This window comes from Paenibacillus terrae, assembly GCF_005217525.1.
GTDB classification, from domain to species: domain Bacteria; phylum Bacillota; class Bacilli; order Paenibacillales; family Paenibacillaceae; genus Paenibacillus; species Paenibacillus terrae_C.
In genome coordinates, this window is record NZ_PNXQ01000005.1 from 696805 (window position 1) to 711963 (window position 15159).

Here is a 15159-nt window from a genome sequence, read left to right on the forward strand (position 1 = left end):
AATTAAAATGGTAAATCATCATCCGAAATGTCGATCGGTTTTCCGTCATCGGAAAAAGGATCCTGATTGTTTCGCGAGTTATTATTCCCGCGTCCACTATTGCTGTTACCGCCTCCGAAAGGAGACTCCTCACGCGCAGCTCCACCGCTATTGCCGCCATCGCGGTTAGATTCCAGGAAACGCACATTATCAGCTACAATTTCAGTCACGTATACACGTTTTCCTTCATTGTTCTCATAATTACGTACCTGAACACGGCCTTCAACAGCCGTTAAACGACCTTTGCGAAGATAGTTAGCGCATGTTTCAGCAAGCTGACGCCAGGTTACGATCGGCAAGAAATCCGCTTCCCGTTCGCCGCCTTGACTCGTAAACGGACGGTCTACAGCCAGGGTGAACTGGGTTACTGCTACACCAGACGGTGTATAGCGCAGCTCTGGATCTTTGGTCAAACGACCGATCAAAATGACACGGTTCAACAATCCAATCCCCTCCTTTGAGCGTTGTTCATTACATAATCACGTACAATAATTAAGCTACGTCGTTCGTAATGAGATAACGAATTACTTCGTCAGAAATTTTCATGATACGCTCAAGCTCAGCAACTACAGCAGGTTCTGCTGTGAAGTTTACCAGAACGAAAGAACCATCACGGAATTTCTTAATCTCATACGCAAGACGGCGTTTAGTTACATCGTGACTCGTAATTTCGCCACCGCCGTTGGAGATGATACCTTGGAATTTATCGACTGCCGCTTGAACAGCTTCTTGTTCAATGTCAGGACGAATAATGTACATCACTTCATATTTGCGCATTCTTTACACCTCCTTATGGACATAAGGCCCTCAATCTCGGTTGAGAGCAAGGAACGAGCCTAAACTCGCACTAAAACAGTTTACCAAATCGAGCAACTGATTGCAACCTGCAATTGAGTCAATGCGATGTAAATCAGCTAATAAGCTTCATACATTCCATTCTTCACAATTTTATATGTACAGTAAGATTTATCTATATATTAGGAAGGAACTCGGTTTTTTCTGACATTCAGTGTGCTTGTTCCCGGATGTTTCTGCTCATATCGGCGCACAATAACCGTTGCAGTTCAATCCATGTAGTAAAGGAGGAATAACCTTATGGGTGAAAAAACCGAATTCGAACCAGGTGACAAGGTCCCAAATGACGGCGTATATATGGAAGTGGGCGAAAAAAGCTTTCATACCGAAATTCAAAATCCGCAGTCAGTAACGCTGGAAAGAGGCGACTCTTTTCCGGAGACGACCAACCATAATCGCAAATGGAAGAAAAAAACGAAAGCCCGCGTTCATTAATGTATATTTTCTCGACATTCGGGCCATATTATAATCAGGCGATACAACAGAGAGGTGTGGTTCCGTTGGATGACGTAGCCGAACAAACTGTTAGGATATCCATTCCGGGCATTAGAAGCGTTAGGTTTGTGTAAAAGGGCTCTGTCTTTTCAACACTGGTATTGCTTGTCAGTACACCGAGTTTCGTGATGTGATTGGACAGATCGTATCCTGTTAAAAATGTATCGCCTACGATGGAGGACCTTTGAGGTCCTCCTTTGTTGTATGATCGGACTTTTTGCATATACTGGTAAAATGCAGATTAATCTGGCTCCTTCTGCTAGAATATATCCAAGTACAAAGACCTACTTTTACGGAGGTTTTAAGATGAGTTATTCTCGAATATTAAAGTGGATATCAGGTATATTCGAATTGGTGCTTGCCGTACCGATTGTAGGAGGAGCTATTGTTATGGGGACCGGTTACTCGGCTCTGGGATTCATGCTTATCCTGCATGCAGTAACACTCATCCTGTCGTTACGCAATCAGGAAGCGATCTACGGCTCTGTATGGGGAGTACTCACTTCTTTACTGGCTTGGATTCCCGTAGTGGGCTGGATACTACATTTGATCGCAGCCATCCTACTGATGATCTCCGGCTCGAAAAAAACAAAACGCTATAACTACCCGCCAAACCAGCTATAACAACAATGGGGTGTTCTTTAACAGATGATATCGTTCACTGTTAAAGGGTACCTTCTTTATTGTATCCGCACCTCAACTATTATTCCTTATTCCTCACAAGGTCCAGTTCCATATCTCCCCTCCCCGGCAGACAAAGTAATTCATCGAATAAAAAAGCCAGTCCACTCTTATCTCTCCAGCACTGAATAATGTCCGTGACAACCTCCGTAATTTCACGCTGTACACCTCTCGCTAGTTGAAGCCCGCCACACTCTCCTTCTACATAAAGGTGTGTATGATACGGCTGTTCCACCTTTTGAACATGGCGTAAACACAAAGCGCCATGTTCGAGATAAAAGAAATAGCAGCCCTCATAAACAACTCCCTCGAATATCTCATACATATGCGGCAGATCATAAGGTCCATACACCATAGCCGCCTGTTCCAGTTTTAATGAATCCATAGATAAAATCTCCTCTCCTCTTTCAAAATCGTTCACTCTTCCCTAAAGAAAATTAATGCTTTACTTAATTAGTAATACCTTATTAGTAATAATATAATACTACTCTGTAAGTAGTACGTCAATAGAATATACGAAAAAAGTTTTACGATAAAGGGAGGATAGGATATAATAACAACATCAATAGGAAAACTAATTTAATAACAATTTATTCTCAAGGAGGCTTGTGTCATGGGTCAAATCAACTTTAGATTAAGTGAAACGCTCGAAGAGATCGGAGCTACGAGGAACAAAATAGCAGTTGAATCCAAAACACGACCTGCGACTATTCTTGATCTTGCAAGTGGTGATACGAAAACCATTAAGCTAGATACGCTGGTAAATATCTTAAACGCGATTAATGAATTTGCTCATAGCCACGGTGTGGAAAAAACTTTTGGTATTGAAGACATCATTCAGTACGTTCCTAAAAACATAGAGAATGAGCGCTAACCCGCTTTGGGGCAGCGCTCATTTTTTATCAGTTTACATAAATTTATTACATGATGAATAAGCTGAACTTAAAAATGCACATTTAAAACGAAGTAGGCGGATGGTGCTGTACAAGCGAAGCGGTCGCTTTTGTCCCCGGATTTCTCCCTGATGAAAGGCTTTATTCTAGAAATCCGGGGGCGGTGGCGATGGGAAGCACTATCCGACTGCGCAGTGGCGCATCGGTAACTTTTAAGTTCAGTTTATATAGCTATATATTTTTCCATAAATCAAAAAATCTCCTACGCCACAGGCGTAAGAGATCGGTTTATTTATTGAATGAAGTTAGTGGCGGAAAGAGTGGGAGTCGAACCCACGCACGCCTTGCGACGCCTAACTGATTTCGAGTCAGCCCCCTTAGACCTCTTGGGTACCTTTCCGCAGCAAGGATTATTATATCATCATTGTGCCCATGATGCAAGTTCATTGTTGCCCAAAATCACTCATCTGCCCGGCTCAGTTCGTTTCCGAATGCTGCCCGTCAGCGTTGGCTTTTGAACGCAGCACCTTCTTCATATTCTTTTCGAACTTGGCACGCGGAATCAGCACACTGTGCTGGCAACCGACACATTTGATCCGAATATCCATCCCCATACGGATAATTTCCATTTCATTCGTTCCGCAGGGATGGGGCTTCTTCATCTGCACAATGTCCCCCAGTTCAAACGACTTACGCTCCACCCTTCTCTCCCCCTTTTCTTTCTTGCTCGTCTTCCTTCTCAAGGGTTACCGCCGTCTCTAGCGCGCTCTGACGATGTTCCTCATCCTCTAGTGCCTTCTTGATGTTATTCTGAATATCACGTTCTACCGCAGCCCCTGTATTCGGCATACACTCCGCCACAACACGCACAATATACTCTGATGTCGTCATCGACTGAACCCCCAGAACATCCGGTATATTCAGTACCTGCACATTGGACTCTTCAATGCCATGGATCGCTTGCTTTACCAAACCAACAGCTTCCTCCAGAGTACGTTCTGCCTTCATAGGTACATCCACCACCGCCAACGAGTTGGACATGGAAAAGTTCGTAACTGTCGTAATGGAGCCGTTGGGTAAAATGTAAACCTCCCCTTTCCAGCTCACCAGCCTGGTTGTACGCAGCCCAATCACTTCTACTGTACCTTTGAAGGTTCCTGTCTGAATAACATCTCCTACGGCAAACTGATCCTCGAAAATGATAAAGAACCCGGTAATCACATCCTTGACCAAGCTCTGCGCCCCAAAACCAACGGCCAATCCAAGCACTCCAGCTCCGGCAATCAGAGGCCCGAGATTAATGCCCATTTGAGACAATACCAGCATAATCAGAATGAAATTGAATACGATATTAGTTACATTTTTCAGCAGTTCTCCAACGGTTGTTAGCCGCCTGGTATTCAAGCGAAATCTTCCATTCTCTCCCTTTTGCTGCATCGACTTATCTATAATCTTATTAATAACCCGAATAAAAATACGTGTGATGATGAAAATAATAACGATCTTCAAAACCACAAACAACAAGGTCGACCACATTGAACTATCAGTAAGCCATTCCCATATAACATCCTTCCAATGCATCGCATCCTTCACAACAGCAGCCGTCCCTGTATTGTTCTCCAACCAACGCATTAAGGTCATTCAGTTGCTCCTCCTTACACAAGGGACCTAATCCTCTGGTTTCCCACATTCTATTTTCTACTACATAAGCCCATCTATAGGCTTCATTCATTTTGCTATGAATAATCTACTTCGCCGAGTATAAAACCCCACACTTATCCATATACTAGCTACTATCTTGAGAATAAATGTTACCCGCAGGCTAATTATCATTCTCTAAGTCAGCTATACTGCTGGTTTTCATTTCTGATCAATGCTATGCCAACAGCTAACGGTGTATATAAAGCGGGCGCAACCTGCACACTCCATTACAGAGCGAAAGGAAGATTCCATGACTCATCCATCTGACTTCATTCCAGGGCAAGAACCCCTTAGCTTAAAAATATCACACACCGACCCCGGGATCCAATCAGCCATCATCCATCGTTTGTTGTTCCATTTGCACCAGGCGCCTAGTCTGCAAAATATCGTTATTATTTGCATCGGCACCGACCGTTCTACTGGAGATTGTCTCGGCCCGCTCGTAGGTACCCAGTTGTCACGTTATAAAAGCCCGCTCTTTCACCTTTACGGAACCCTGGAGGAGCCTGTACATGCTATGAATCTGCAAACAACACTGGACGGCATACACACCCGGTACGACCGGCCCTATGTCATCGGCATAGACGCATGTCTTGGACAAACCTCCAGCGTCGGATGCATCCAGGTTGCCGACGGGCCTTTGAAGCCTGGAGCGGGGGTAAATAAAGAATTACCGCCGGTCGGCGATATCCATTTGACAGGAATCGTTAACGTCGGCGGCTTTATGGAATACTTTGTGTTGCAAAATACAAGACTAAATCTGGTAATGAAATTGTCAGATATCATCGCTGGTAGCTTATACTCCGCGATTAAGGAGTGGCATTACCGTTCCGTCCTGCTTGCTGCGCAAGAGTAATGGCTTCTTTCTCTTCAGGGGATAAGGAATAAGTTGACTGCCCCGCTTCCAGGGGCTTGGCATACACATAAGAGCCATCCCGGTTATAAATACCTGTTAAAACGATACCAGTCTGATTGTCATCTACAATAGCCATGGAGAAGCTTAGATCGCTCCCTCGCTCGCCAAAGGCATTATAGCGTTTGATACCTATATGTCCCTTCAGGCCAGCCAGTTTACTGCGTAGCGATTCCATACTTGCACGATGGGCTTCCTGCTCATCCTCAATTGTATCCATTTGCACCTTCAAATCAATCAGCAGCGTTTCCAAATTCTCGACACCGCTGCCTGCCATCATGGTTTCATACTTTCGCCGCATCTTCTTCAACTTTGCACCCTGCACAATAATAACAATCAACAGGATGAGCAAAATGAGCACAATCCCTGCAACGATTCCGGCAAGCTGTTCCATGAATAGTCCGTTCAATTCAGCCATATGCTTGCTTCTACTCCTCCACCTCAAAAATCATGTCACTGCATACCTCTTATTTTATACGTTTGAGAACCGCGAAACAAATAACAGAGAGCCATTAGTTTATCCATTCACTTCCAGACAAAGCAAAGACATATCTCACTTCCCATTTTGATCAAGGAGACATGTCCTATTTCGTACAGACTACTGTAATAATTCCAGTAATCTTTCCAAATCCTGCTGGCTGTAATAATTCAATTCGATTTTACCTTTATCCTTGTTATGCTTGATTTTCACAGTCGTTTTAAAACGTTCACGCAAGGACTCTTCCATATGATCAATAAAAGGGTCCTTTTTTCTCACTTTGGGCTTGGCCTTCGCTTCACCAAGCTTATGATCCAACTGTTGTACAGCTTCTTCCAGTTCCCGAACACTCCATTGTTGCTCAATACATTGTGTTGCCAATTGCTTCACCATATCTGGATCTTTAAGCCCAACAATCGCTCTGGCATGTCCCATAGATAATGTTCCACGTGAAACATGATCCTTAACTTCCTCCGGCAATGCAAGCAAACGAAGAAAATTCGCAATATGAGAGCGCGATTTGCCCACTTTCAAGGACAATTCCTCTTGAGTTAATGAGAACTGATCCATTAATCCCTGATAAGCTACTGCTATTTCCATAGCGTTCAGATTTTCACGCTGCAAATTCTCAATCAGGGCAATTTCCATTACCTGCTGATCAGTAAAATTGCGAACAACCACAGGTATCGTCGAATTCCCACAATATTGGGAAGCCCGAAATCTTCTTTCACCTGCAATAATTTCATAGCCTCTTAATACACTACGCGCAATAATAGGTTGGATAACACCGTGTTGACGAATAGATTCTGCTAGTTCTTTAATTGATTCCTCATCAAACGTTTTTCGAGGCTGGTACGGATTTGCACGCAACTGGCTAAGCGGAATGTCAACAACCTTGTCCTCATCATTGACTGTAAGGGAGGGAATGAGTGCATCGAGTCCTTTTCCCAACCGTTTACTCATAAGATGCCACTTCCTTTGCCAACTCAATATATACCTCTGCCCCACGGGAGCGGGGATCATACGTAATAATGGACTGGCCATGTGATGGTGCTTCACTGAGTCTCACATTGCGTGGGATAATCGTTTGATAAACCTTGCTTTGAAAATACTTTTTCACTTCTTCAATCACCTGAATACCCAAATTGGTGCGGGCGTCAAACATCGTCAACAGCACGCCTTCGATTTGCAGCGAGGTATTTAAGTGTTTTTGTACCAATCGTACAGTATTCAGTAGCTGACTTAAACCTTCCAATGCGTAATATTCACATTGAATGGGAATAATGACCGAGTCAGAAGCTGTTAAAGAATTAAGTGTCAAAATCCCCAGCGATGGAGGGCAATCAATCAATATATAATCATACTTATGCTTGACGAGCTGAAGCGATCTTTTTAATCTTAGTTCACGAGAAATGGTCGGTACCAGCTCGATTTCCGCTCCTGCCAGCTGAATGGTGGCTGGAATAATATCCAATCCCTCAATCTGTGTACTGACAATCGCTTCGCTAGGATCAACCTCATTAATGAGTACATCATAAATGCAATTTGCCACATCCGCCTTATTGATACCCACACCGCTGGTTGTATTACCTTGCGGGTCGATATCCACGAGCAATACCCTTTTGCCGAGGGAAGCAAGTCCGGCGCCCAAATTCACGGAAGTAGTTGTTTTGCCCACTCCGCCCTTTTGATTGGCTACGGCTATTATTTTCGACACTTCATTCACCTCATAATTTAATCGGAATCCTGCTATATTCCTTTATTGCAAAATCCTTTATTAAGACGATTCTCCATCATTAGCTTACGGATAACGGCAATTTTTAGAATAGAATACGAGTATGCTGCGGCTTTAATTGGCGTTAGACAGAAAAAGCGGCAATTGCTGCCGCCTGTACGCTTCATCCCTTACTTACGTTTGGGAATTTGAATGACAATCTCATAGTGATCCTCATGATCGGATTCCTTGGTCTTGATATCCAAGCCTGAGCCAGACACCATATCAATGGATTGACGAATCGTATTCAGCGCAAGCCGGACATCCTTGGTAAAGGAAATCCGCTTGGATTTCTTCATCGTGGACACTTGTTTATAAAAGGCGACTCTCGCCTCTGTCTGCTTCACATTGAGTTCCTTGGCGATGACTTCATCCAGAACCTTATACTGTAGCTCCTCAGTCTCTAATGACAATAACGCACGGGCATGACGTTCGGACACTTTCCGTTCCATTAGAGCATTTTTCACTCTCTCTGGGAGGTGAAGCAGCCGTATCTTATTAGCAATAGTGGATTGGCTTTTGCCAAGTCGCTGAGCCAGACTTTCCTGGGTGAGCTGATGTAGATCAATCAGCTTCTGATAAGCTACAGCCTCTTCAATCGCTGTTAGCCCTTCCCGTTGAAGATTCTCAATCAACGCAATAGAAGCAGCTTGTGAATCATTAAACTCACGAACAATGGCTGGAATGGTATCCATCCCCAGCTTGGTGACAGCTCTCCATCGACGTTCCCCTGCTATAATTTCGTATTGTCCATTACGGAAACGAACGACAATCGGCTGAATTACACCATGCGTCTTAATGGTCTGGCATAGCTCATCAATCTTCTCGTCGTCAAATATGGTGCGGGGCTGATAAGGACTGCTGACAATATCCCGAACTGGAATTTGTTTTATTTCGTCCCCAGTAGATCGCTCCGTCAAACCAAATAGCTTGGAAAATTGTTCTTTCATTCCGTATAATACCACCTAATTTCATAATAGCACCATACTAACAGCGCTTCGTGAAAAACAGTTCCTTACGCGGATCGTAGCCCCTTTTATATGAGACAGCGTCGTAATCGGGTACACTCCACGTATTCTCCCTGGCATTGTTGTCCCGCTTCCCCTTATGTATATCGGAATCGAACGGTACGGGAAGCAGTCAACTTACATCAAAAACGATTATCTCTATTCTATCACTTTTCCAGCCATAATCCTATCGTCTCTACCAGCTTTTCGGAAGGATCAGATAATAAATTGCACACCCTATCAGATGCCTATTTATCCATGCTTCTCTACGCCGTAAATAAAGACCTTCTGCATCTATACGTTGTTTATGTTAAGAGCATTGCAAGCCATAAAAAAAGTGAATGTTTCACGTGAAACATTCACTTTTTTTCAATTGGTTACACTAACGGTGTTTTTAAAGGCGTACCTGGCTTTCGCGGATATTTCCGTGGTGTAGCTGCCCTTTTTTCAATAATAATCATATGTCTGGCTGCATCCTCCACAGGTAACTGAAAAGCCTGAATATGCTTAATCTTTCCTTTAAGCTCTTTCAAGCTATAGGAAGCTTCCTTGATTTCTTCCGTTGGGTCACTGCCTTTCATCGCAGCAAAGTGACCCCCTTCACGGACAAACGGTAAACAAAACTCATTCAGCACTGCAAGACGGGCAACGGCTCTGGCTGTGACCAGATCGTAGCTATCCCTGTATCCCGTTTTACGACCCAATTCCTCTGCCCTGCTATGGATCAGCTCCACGTCTTCCAAGCCTAGCTGCTCTACCACATGCGCCAGAAATTGTATACGTTTGTTCAATGAATCCACAATAGTCAACTGAATCTGCGGAAAGCATATTTTCAAAGGAATCCCCGGGAACCCTGCCCCCGATCCGATATCCGCCAAGCTTTTCACATCATTTAACGGAACATAAAAGGCCAGTGAAAGAGAATCGTAAAAATGCTTGGTGTACACCGCATCACGCTCTGTAATGCCTGTCAGGTTCATCTTTTCATTCCACTCAACCAGCACACGATAATACGTTTCGAACTGCTCTAGCTGACTGTCATTAATCACAATGCTATGCTCTGCCAGTCGCTGCTTAAATTGCTGTTGTATCGCGTCCATTATGATCCCCTTGCTGCCGTTACGCGGTTATAATGCTCCAGATAAACGAGCAAGATGGAAATGTCCGCAGGAGTCACACCCGAAATACGGGATGCCTGACCAATCGACATCGGACGAATTTTGGCAAGCTTCTGCTTGGCTTCAATCGCCAAACCCTGAACCTCATCGTATACGATATCCTCTGGAAGCTTTTTCTTCTCCATTTTTTGCAGACGTTCTACATGCATCAGTTGTTTCTCGATGTAGCCCGCATACTTAATCTGGATTTCCACCTGCTCCTGTTCCTCCTCAGTCAGAGCTACAGGTGAAGGTGAAATTTGTGCCACTTGTGCATAGCTAATCTCTGGTCGACGCAGCACGGTTAACAAATTACTGCCGTCCTGTATCGGTGCAGATCCACCTTGCTCCAGCATCTCATTGACATCAACCGGACGCACTTTTGCCAGACGCAAACGCTCAATCTCTTGCTCTACCTTTTGTTTCTTATCCAAAAAGCGCTCGTACCGTTCATTCGTAATCAGGCCGATATCATGTCCGATCGGAGTCAAACGCAAATCTGCATTATCATGACGCAGCAACAGACGGTATTCTGCACGGGAGGTTAGCAAACGGTAAGGCTCATTCGTCCCCTTGGTCACCAGATCGTCGATCAGAACCCCGATATAGCCTTGTGAGCGGTCCAACACGACAGGTTCTTTGCCCTGCACCTTACGAGCCGCGTTAATGCCTGCCATAACCCCTTGGCCCGCAGCTTCTTCATAACCGGAAGTGCCGTTAATTTGACCCGCCGTGAACAGGCCAGGTACTCTTTTTGTTTCCAACGTAGGCCACAATTGTGTAGGCACCATGGCATCATACTCAATCGCATAGCCGTTACGCATCATTTCTACCTTTTCCATCCCCGGAATCGAGCGCAGCACAGCTAATTGCACATCCTCAGGCAAGCTGGTCGACAAGCCTTGAACATAGTATTCAGATGTGTTTTTACCCTCAGGCTCCAAAAAGATCTGGTGCTTCGGCTTATCACTAAAACGTACCACTTTATCTTCAATAGATGGACAATAACGCGGTCCTGTTCCTTCAATCAGACCGGAGAACATCGGTGCACGATGCAAATTATCATTAATAATCTGATGAGTTTCCACTGAAGTATAGGTCAGCCAGCAAGGAAGTTGCTCATTATCCGAAGACTTCGTTTCATACGAGAAAAACTTCGGTTGATCGTCCCCCGGCTGAATTTCGGTTTTGCTAAAATCAATCGTGTCCTTATGCACGCGCGGCGGTGTACCCGTTTTGAAGCGGACCAAATCAAAGCCCAGCTCGCGCAAATGCTCAGACAGTCTCAACGAAGGCTGTTGATTGTTCGGGCCACTCTCATACATCAGCTCACCCATAATGATTTTACCACGTAAATAAGTGCCTGTAGTCAATACAACCGCTTTGCTTCGGTACTCCGTACCAGTCTTCGTGATGACGCCCACGCAATGACCGTCTTCAATAATCAGCTCTTCCACCATTCCCTGGCGCAAGGTCAGATTTGGTTCCTTTTCCATCGTTTCCTTCATCGTATGCTGATAAGAGAACTTGTCAGCCTGCGCGCGCAATGCGTGGACCGCAGGCCCCTTACCTGTGTTCAGCATCCGCATTTGGATAAACGTCTTGTCGATGTTCCGGCCCATTTCGCCGCCCAGAGCATCAATTTCACGCACCACATGCCCCTTGGCAGGACCACCAATAGACGGGTTGCAGGGCATGAACGCAACCATATCCAGGTTAATCGTAATCATCAACGTACGACAGCCCATCCGGGCTGCTGCCAAGGCGGATTCCACACCCGCATGGCCCGCGCCCACGACAATTACGTCATAGTCGCCTCCTTGATATCCCATACCTCTCTTACCTCCTTATGCACTTCGGTCTTTGCGTACCAAATATGCTCTTGTATATCTATAACGATAGTAGGGCTTAACACAGCCATACTCGAATGTCCTATTTGCCCAGACAGAATTGTGAAAATATTTGATCGATTAACGCATCATGCGCCGTATCGCCCACAATCTCGCCCAAATGCTCCCACGCCAGCCGTACATCAATCTGAATCATGTCAATCGGAACGAATTGATCAGCGGCCTCATAGGCATCTACCAACGATTGGCGAGCCTTCTTTAACAAGGCAATATGCCGTACATTGCTGACATATGTCATGTCGGCTGATTCCAGCTTACCACTAAAGAACAACTGCGATATGGCCTGCTCCAGCCGATCCGCTCCCTCATTTTCCTTTACAGACATTGGTACGATAAGCTCTTCTGGAACATACCGCAGCAGCAAATCCCGGTCTACTTGGGCCGGTAAGTCCATTTTATTCATAATGACAATCGCTTGTCTACCGCGGATTTGTTCCATTAATGCCATTTCATCCTCATGCAGCGGTTCGTTGGCGTTAATTACGATGAGCAGCAGATCCGCTTCACTGACCGCTGTTCTCGAACGCTCTACCCCGATCCGTTCCACTACATCCATCGTTTCCCGAATGCCAGCCGTATCCAGCAGCTTCAAAGGAATGCTGTTAATCGTCACATATTCCTCAATAACGTCACGGGTCGTGCCCGGAATATCGGTCACAATCGCCCGTTCGCCCTGAGCCAGTGTATTCAGCAGCGAGGATTTCCCCACATTCGGTCTTCCAACAATTGCTGTGGTCAGGCCCTCACGTAAAATTTTCCCTTGCTCCGCTGTATGCAGCAGCCGATCAATTTCGGCCATGACCTGACTACTCTTATCCTTGATCAACTCAGACGTAAAAGATTCCACATCATGCTCAGGATAATCAATGTTCACTTCAATATGAGCCAGTGTCTCTACCAGAACATGCCGCAAACGGCGGATATTTTGTGACAGTTGTCCATCTACTTGCTTCAAAGCGACTGAAAAAGCTTTATCCGACTTCGAGCGAATCAGGTCAATGACTCCCTCCGCCTGACTCAGATCAATACGACCGTTCAGAAAAGCACGCTTCGTGAATTCGCCCGGCTCGGCCAAACGTATATTTTGCAGCAGTAGTAAATCCATCACCCGTTTAACGGCTACAACCCCGCCATGGGTACTGATTTCTACGACATCTTCTGTTGTAAAAGAGCGGGGCGCCCGCATAACCGTAACTAGAACTTCCTCCACCTTTTCATGGCTTTGAGGATCTATAATATGTCCATAGTGTACCGTGTGAGATGGAGCCTTGCTTAGAGGCGTCTTGCTCAGGAACAAAGCTTCCACCTCTGTAACGGCTTCCGGGCCGCTGACCCGTACAACCGCAATGCCCCCTTCGCCGACTGCCGTTGCAATGGCAGCTATGGTTTCGCTCAGCATATGGTTTCTACCTCCTGTCTAGTAGAAACGGATTGCCGTCCTTCATCAAGGACGGCAACCGTTTCAGCAAGAAATATAAGAACAAATGAGTGAAACTTATAAAGTCTTATATTTCAAAATTTTGCAAAATCCTCATTTGAAAAAAAGCAATGGCTTCTGCACCTTGCAGAGAGCCATTGCGTCGGATTATTTTTTGGCAATGACGACGCGCCGATTCGGCTCGTCCCCCTTGCTGTATGTTCTAACCTGCGCATGCTGTTGAAGCTTGGCGTGAATCAGCTTCCGCTCCTGTGACGGCATTGGCTCCAGCACTACTTCCTTGCCGTAACGAATAGCTTGGTTGGCCAGTCGATCCGCCAAATCCTCCAGCGTTTTTTGCCGACGTGCGCGAAATTGCTCGGCATCCAGCACAATTCGGATGAATTTGTCAGAATGACGATTGGCAACGATATTCGTTAGGTACTGCAATGCATCCAGCGTCTGTCCCCGGCGGCCGATCAGCATGCCGAGCGACGGACCGGATATATCCAGTATGCTTTCATCCTTGCGGTGACGAACATCCACTTCAACATCCAGTCCCATTCCCGCTGCTGTTTCATGGATAAAACGTACAGCTTCTTCATAGGGGTCTGCATGGCCTATGGAGGCTTCCTTGCTCGTGCGTACTTCCTGCTGCGTAACAGGTTCAGCTTCTGGAACAACAGCCTGTCCCATGGTAGACACCTGAGCCGATACATGATGTTCAGCCGTGTGTGTGGTTTCGGGAGACGGATCAGATAGCAGCGTAAGCTCTACCTTCGCCTTCTTGACCCCGAGCCACCCCAGGAATCCTTTTGACGGCTGTTCCAACACGTTTACGGTTACCCGCTCACGGCTTACTCCCAGCTGGGAGAGTCCTTGTTTTACAGCATCTTCAACGGTTTTTCCTGAAGTCACGACTTTGGTCATCTCGACTTTTTAGCCCCCTTCGAGTTTCTGCCACCTTTTTTCTTGTTATTGCTATTGGAGGAACCTGTTTTCGTAAGACTGGCTGTTTTCACATTTGCCAGCGCAACTTCTTTATCCTTATTCCGATAAAGGAAATAGTTTTGAATAATCGTGTAAATATTACTGTAGAACCAGTATAACGGCAAAGCAGATGGGAAGTTATACGACATGAACAGAATCAGAACCGGATAGACGTACAGCAAAAATTGCATCGGTCCCTGCTGCGGAGTCGGATTCATTTTCATCATCATCCAGGTTTGGACGAATGTTGTAATTGCCGCCAGAATTGGCAGGATAAAGAAGTGATCCGGTTTACCTAACTGGAGCCACAAGAAATCATGATCCCGTAATGCCGAATTATAGTAAATGGCATTATAAAGCGCGATGAAAATCGGCATCTGAACGATCAAAGGAAGACAGCCCGCCATCGGGTTAACCTTGTTTTCCTGGAACAGCCTCATCGTCTCTTGCTGGACCTTCTCAGGCGTATCCTTGTATTTCGCTTGAATTTCTTTTAATTGCGGCTGAATGGCCTGCATTGCTTTAGAACTGCGTACTTGCTTGAGTGTAAGCGGCAAAATAATGGTACGCACGATAATCACCAGTATCAGTACGGCCAGGCCATACTCTCCAGAGAACCATTGGGCAAACGTATCCAGCGCATACGAAAACCAGTAAACGACATATCTTTGCCACCAAGATCCATTGGCCAAGTCTGCCGTCGTGTAAGAATTGTGGACTGTCGGAGCACATCCAGACAGCACAGCAACAAGTGCCAATAAGGCAATCAGGAGGAACCATTTCCCCCGTTGAGTCTTCAAACGCGACACTTCATAACCCCTTTCTTAACCAATCCATTCCAACGTAAAT

General features: G+C 45.5%; 18 protein-coding genes and 1 tRNA gene. 4 read left to right on the plus strand and 15 right to left on the minus strand.

The window, feature by feature from the left end; genetic code table 11:
• Nucleotides 1–2: 2 nt before the first annotated feature.
• Both ssb and rpsF read right to left on the minus strand, forming a co-directional pair.
• Nucleotides 3–482: a single-stranded DNA-binding protein gene (ssb, locus tag C1I60_RS06375; RefSeq protein ID WP_069012449.1), complete on the minus strand. Its 480-nt coding sequence runs from the start codon at nucleotides 480–482 to the stop codon at nucleotides 3–5.
• Between the two features lie 49 nt (nucleotides 483–531).
• Entirely contained in the window at nucleotides 532–816 is a 285-nt protein-coding gene (gene rpsF / locus C1I60_RS06380; RefSeq protein WP_014278989.1) for a 30S ribosomal protein S6, read from the minus strand.
• Nucleotides 817–1134: 318 nt separating this feature from the next.
• Here rpsF and C1I60_RS06385 point away from each other — a divergent pair, with 318 nt between their 5' ends.
• Nucleotides 1135–1329: a YjzC family protein gene (locus tag C1I60_RS06385; protein ID WP_137060966.1), complete on the plus strand. Its 195-nt coding sequence runs from the start codon at nucleotides 1135–1137 to the stop codon at nucleotides 1327–1329.
• Between the two features lie 366 nt (nucleotides 1330–1695).
• Nucleotides 1696–2013 carry a hypothetical protein gene (locus tag C1I60_RS06390; RefSeq protein ID WP_137060967.1) on the plus strand — a complete coding sequence of 106 codons (318 nt, stop codon included), beginning with the start codon at nucleotides 1696–1698 and terminating at the stop codon, nucleotides 2011–2013.
• A 79-nt stretch (nucleotides 2014–2092) separates the two neighbouring features.
• On the opposite strand, the gene C1I60_RS06395 is transcribed toward C1I60_RS06390, so the two are convergent.
• Entirely contained in the window at nucleotides 2093–2455 is a 363-nt protein-coding gene (locus tag C1I60_RS06395) for a hypothetical protein (RefSeq protein WP_137060968.1), read from the minus strand.
• A gap of 228 nt (nucleotides 2456–2683) precedes the next feature.
• On the opposite strand from C1I60_RS06395, the gene C1I60_RS06400 reads away from it, so the two are divergent.
• Nucleotides 2684–2944: a hypothetical protein gene (locus tag C1I60_RS06400; RefSeq protein ID WP_025683695.1), complete on the plus strand. Its 261-nt coding sequence runs from the start codon at nucleotides 2684–2686 to the stop codon at nucleotides 2942–2944.
• A 328-nt stretch (nucleotides 2945–3272) separates the two neighbouring features.
• Here the strand turns inward: C1I60_RS06400 and C1I60_RS06405 are convergent.
• The 3 genes from C1I60_RS06405 to C1I60_RS06415 all read right to left on the minus strand — a co-directional run bounded on the left by C1I60_RS06405 (nucleotide 3273) and on the right by C1I60_RS06415 (nucleotide 4604).
• Nucleotides 3273–3363, minus strand: a tRNA-Ser gene (locus C1I60_RS06405).
• A 76-nt stretch (nucleotides 3364–3439) separates the two neighbouring features.
• Entirely contained in the window at nucleotides 3440–3664 is a 225-nt protein-coding gene (locus C1I60_RS06410; RefSeq protein ID WP_137060969.1) for a DUF951 domain-containing protein, read from the minus strand.
• The gene (locus tag C1I60_RS06415; protein WP_137060970.1) at nucleotides 3654–4604 is read right to left on the minus strand and encodes a mechanosensitive ion channel family protein; all 951 of its coding nucleotides are present in this window, start codon (nucleotides 4602–4604) and stop codon (nucleotides 3654–3656) included. Before C1I60_RS06415 ends, C1I60_RS06410 begins: the two co-directional genes overlap by 11 nt.
• A gap of 310 nt (nucleotides 4605–4914) precedes the next feature.
• Here C1I60_RS06415 and yyaC point away from each other — a divergent pair, with 310 nt between their 5' ends.
• A complete protein-coding gene (gene yyaC / locus C1I60_RS06420) occupies nucleotides 4915–5520 on the plus strand; it encodes a spore protease YyaC (RefSeq protein ID WP_137060971.1) in 606 nt (201 codons plus the stop codon).
• On the opposite strand, the gene C1I60_RS06425 is transcribed toward yyaC, so the two are convergent.
• From C1I60_RS06425 to C1I60_RS06465, 9 genes are all read right to left on the minus strand, one after another.
• On the minus strand, nucleotides 5474–5995 hold the full coding sequence (locus tag C1I60_RS06425) for a DUF4446 family protein (protein WP_137060972.1): 522 nt from the start codon (nucleotides 5993–5995) through the stop codon (nucleotides 5474–5476). The genes yyaC and C1I60_RS06425 overlap by 47 nt on opposite strands.
• A 180-nt stretch (nucleotides 5996–6175) precedes the next feature.
• Entirely contained in the window at nucleotides 6176–7018 is an 843-nt protein-coding gene (locus tag C1I60_RS06430) for a ParB/RepB/Spo0J family partition protein (RefSeq protein ID WP_137060973.1), read from the minus strand.
• Entirely contained in the window at nucleotides 7011–7772 is a 762-nt protein-coding gene (locus C1I60_RS06435) for a ParA family protein (RefSeq protein ID WP_025683689.1), read from the minus strand. The genes C1I60_RS06430 and C1I60_RS06435 overlap by 8 nt, the downstream gene beginning before the upstream one ends.
• A 188-nt stretch (nucleotides 7773–7960) precedes the next feature.
• Complete coding sequence (gene noc / locus C1I60_RS06440) at nucleotides 7961–8779, minus strand: nucleoid occlusion protein (RefSeq protein ID WP_137060974.1); 819 nt, start codon at nucleotides 8777–8779, stop codon at nucleotides 7961–7963.
• A gap of 434 nt (nucleotides 8780–9213) precedes the next feature.
• The gene (gene rsmG / locus C1I60_RS06445) at nucleotides 9214–9936 is read right to left on the minus strand and encodes a 16S rRNA (guanine(527)-N(7))-methyltransferase RsmG (protein ID WP_137060975.1); all 723 of its coding nucleotides are present in this window, start codon (nucleotides 9934–9936) and stop codon (nucleotides 9214–9216) included.
• The gene (mnmG, locus tag C1I60_RS06450; RefSeq protein WP_137060976.1) at nucleotides 9936–11825 is read right to left on the minus strand and encodes a tRNA uridine-5-carboxymethylaminomethyl(34) synthesis enzyme MnmG; all 1890 of its coding nucleotides are present in this window, start codon (nucleotides 11823–11825) and stop codon (nucleotides 9936–9938) included. Before mnmG ends, rsmG begins: the two co-directional genes overlap by 1 nt.
• Nucleotides 11826–11925: 100 nt before the next feature.
• The gene (mnmE, locus tag C1I60_RS06455) at nucleotides 11926–13302 is read right to left on the minus strand and encodes a tRNA uridine-5-carboxymethylaminomethyl(34) synthesis GTPase MnmE (RefSeq protein ID WP_137060977.1); all 1377 of its coding nucleotides are present in this window, start codon (nucleotides 13300–13302) and stop codon (nucleotides 11926–11928) included.
• Nucleotides 13303–13488: 186 nt separating this feature from the next.
• Nucleotides 13489–14250, minus strand: a complete 762-nt coding sequence (jag, locus tag C1I60_RS06460; protein WP_137060978.1) for an RNA-binding cell elongation regulator Jag/EloR — start codon at nucleotides 14248–14250, stop codon at nucleotides 13489–13491.
• On the minus strand, nucleotides 14247–15119 hold the full coding sequence (locus C1I60_RS06465) for a YidC/Oxa1 family membrane protein insertase (protein ID WP_137060979.1): 873 nt from the start codon (nucleotides 15117–15119) through the stop codon (nucleotides 14247–14249). The genes jag and C1I60_RS06465 overlap by 4 nt, the downstream gene beginning before the upstream one ends.
• Nucleotides 15120–15159: the final 40 nt, after the last annotated feature.

Excerpts from the sequence above, each read along its gene's own strand:
- jag (WP_137060978.1), bottom strand. The coding sequence starts at position 14,250 with ATGACCAAAGTCGTGACTTCAGGAAAAACCGTTGAAGATGCTGTAAAA.
- C1I60_RS06390 (WP_137060967.1), top strand. The coding sequence starts at position 1,696 with ATGAGTTATTCTCGAATATTAAAGTGGATATCAGGTATATTCGAATTG.
- C1I60_RS06385 (WP_137060966.1), top strand. The coding sequence starts at position 1,135 with ATGGGTGAAAAAACCGAATTCGAACCAGGTGACAAGGTCCCAAATGAC.
- rpsF (WP_014278989.1), bottom strand. The coding sequence starts at position 816 with ATGCGCAAATATGAAGTGATGTACATTATTCGTCCTGACATTGAACAA.
- C1I60_RS06400 (WP_025683695.1), top strand. The coding sequence starts at position 2,684 with ATGGGTCAAATCAACTTTAGATTAAGTGAAACGCTCGAAGAGATCGGA.
- C1I60_RS06395 (WP_137060968.1), bottom strand. The coding sequence starts at position 2,455 with ATGGATTCATTAAAACTGGAACAGGCGGCTATGGTGTATGGACCTTAT.
- C1I60_RS06430 (WP_137060973.1), bottom strand. The coding sequence starts at position 7,018 with ATGAGTAAACGGTTGGGAAAAGGACTCGATGCACTCATTCCCTCCCTT.
- yyaC (WP_137060971.1), top strand. The coding sequence starts at position 4,915 with ATGACTCATCCATCTGACTTCATTCCAGGGCAAGAACCCCTTAGCTTA.
- C1I60_RS06425 (WP_137060972.1), bottom strand. The coding sequence starts at position 5,995 with ATGGCTGAATTGAACGGACTATTCATGGAACAGCTTGCCGGAATCGTT.
- mnmE (WP_137060977.1), bottom strand. The coding sequence starts at position 13,302 with ATGCTGAGCGAAACCATAGCTGCCATTGCAACGGCAGTCGGCGAAGGG.
- rsmG (WP_137060975.1), bottom strand. The coding sequence starts at position 9,936 with ATGGACGCGATACAACAGCAATTTAAGCAGCGACTGGCAGAGCATAGC.
- noc (WP_137060974.1), bottom strand. The coding sequence starts at position 8,779 with ATGAAAGAACAATTTTCCAAGCTATTTGGTTTGACGGAGCGATCTACT.
- C1I60_RS06415 (WP_137060970.1), bottom strand. The coding sequence starts at position 4,604 with ATGACCTTAATGCGTTGGTTGGAGAACAATACAGGGACGGCTGCTGTT.
- mnmG (WP_137060976.1), bottom strand. The coding sequence starts at position 11,825 with ATGGGATATCAAGGAGGCGACTATGACGTAATTGTCGTGGGCGCGGGC.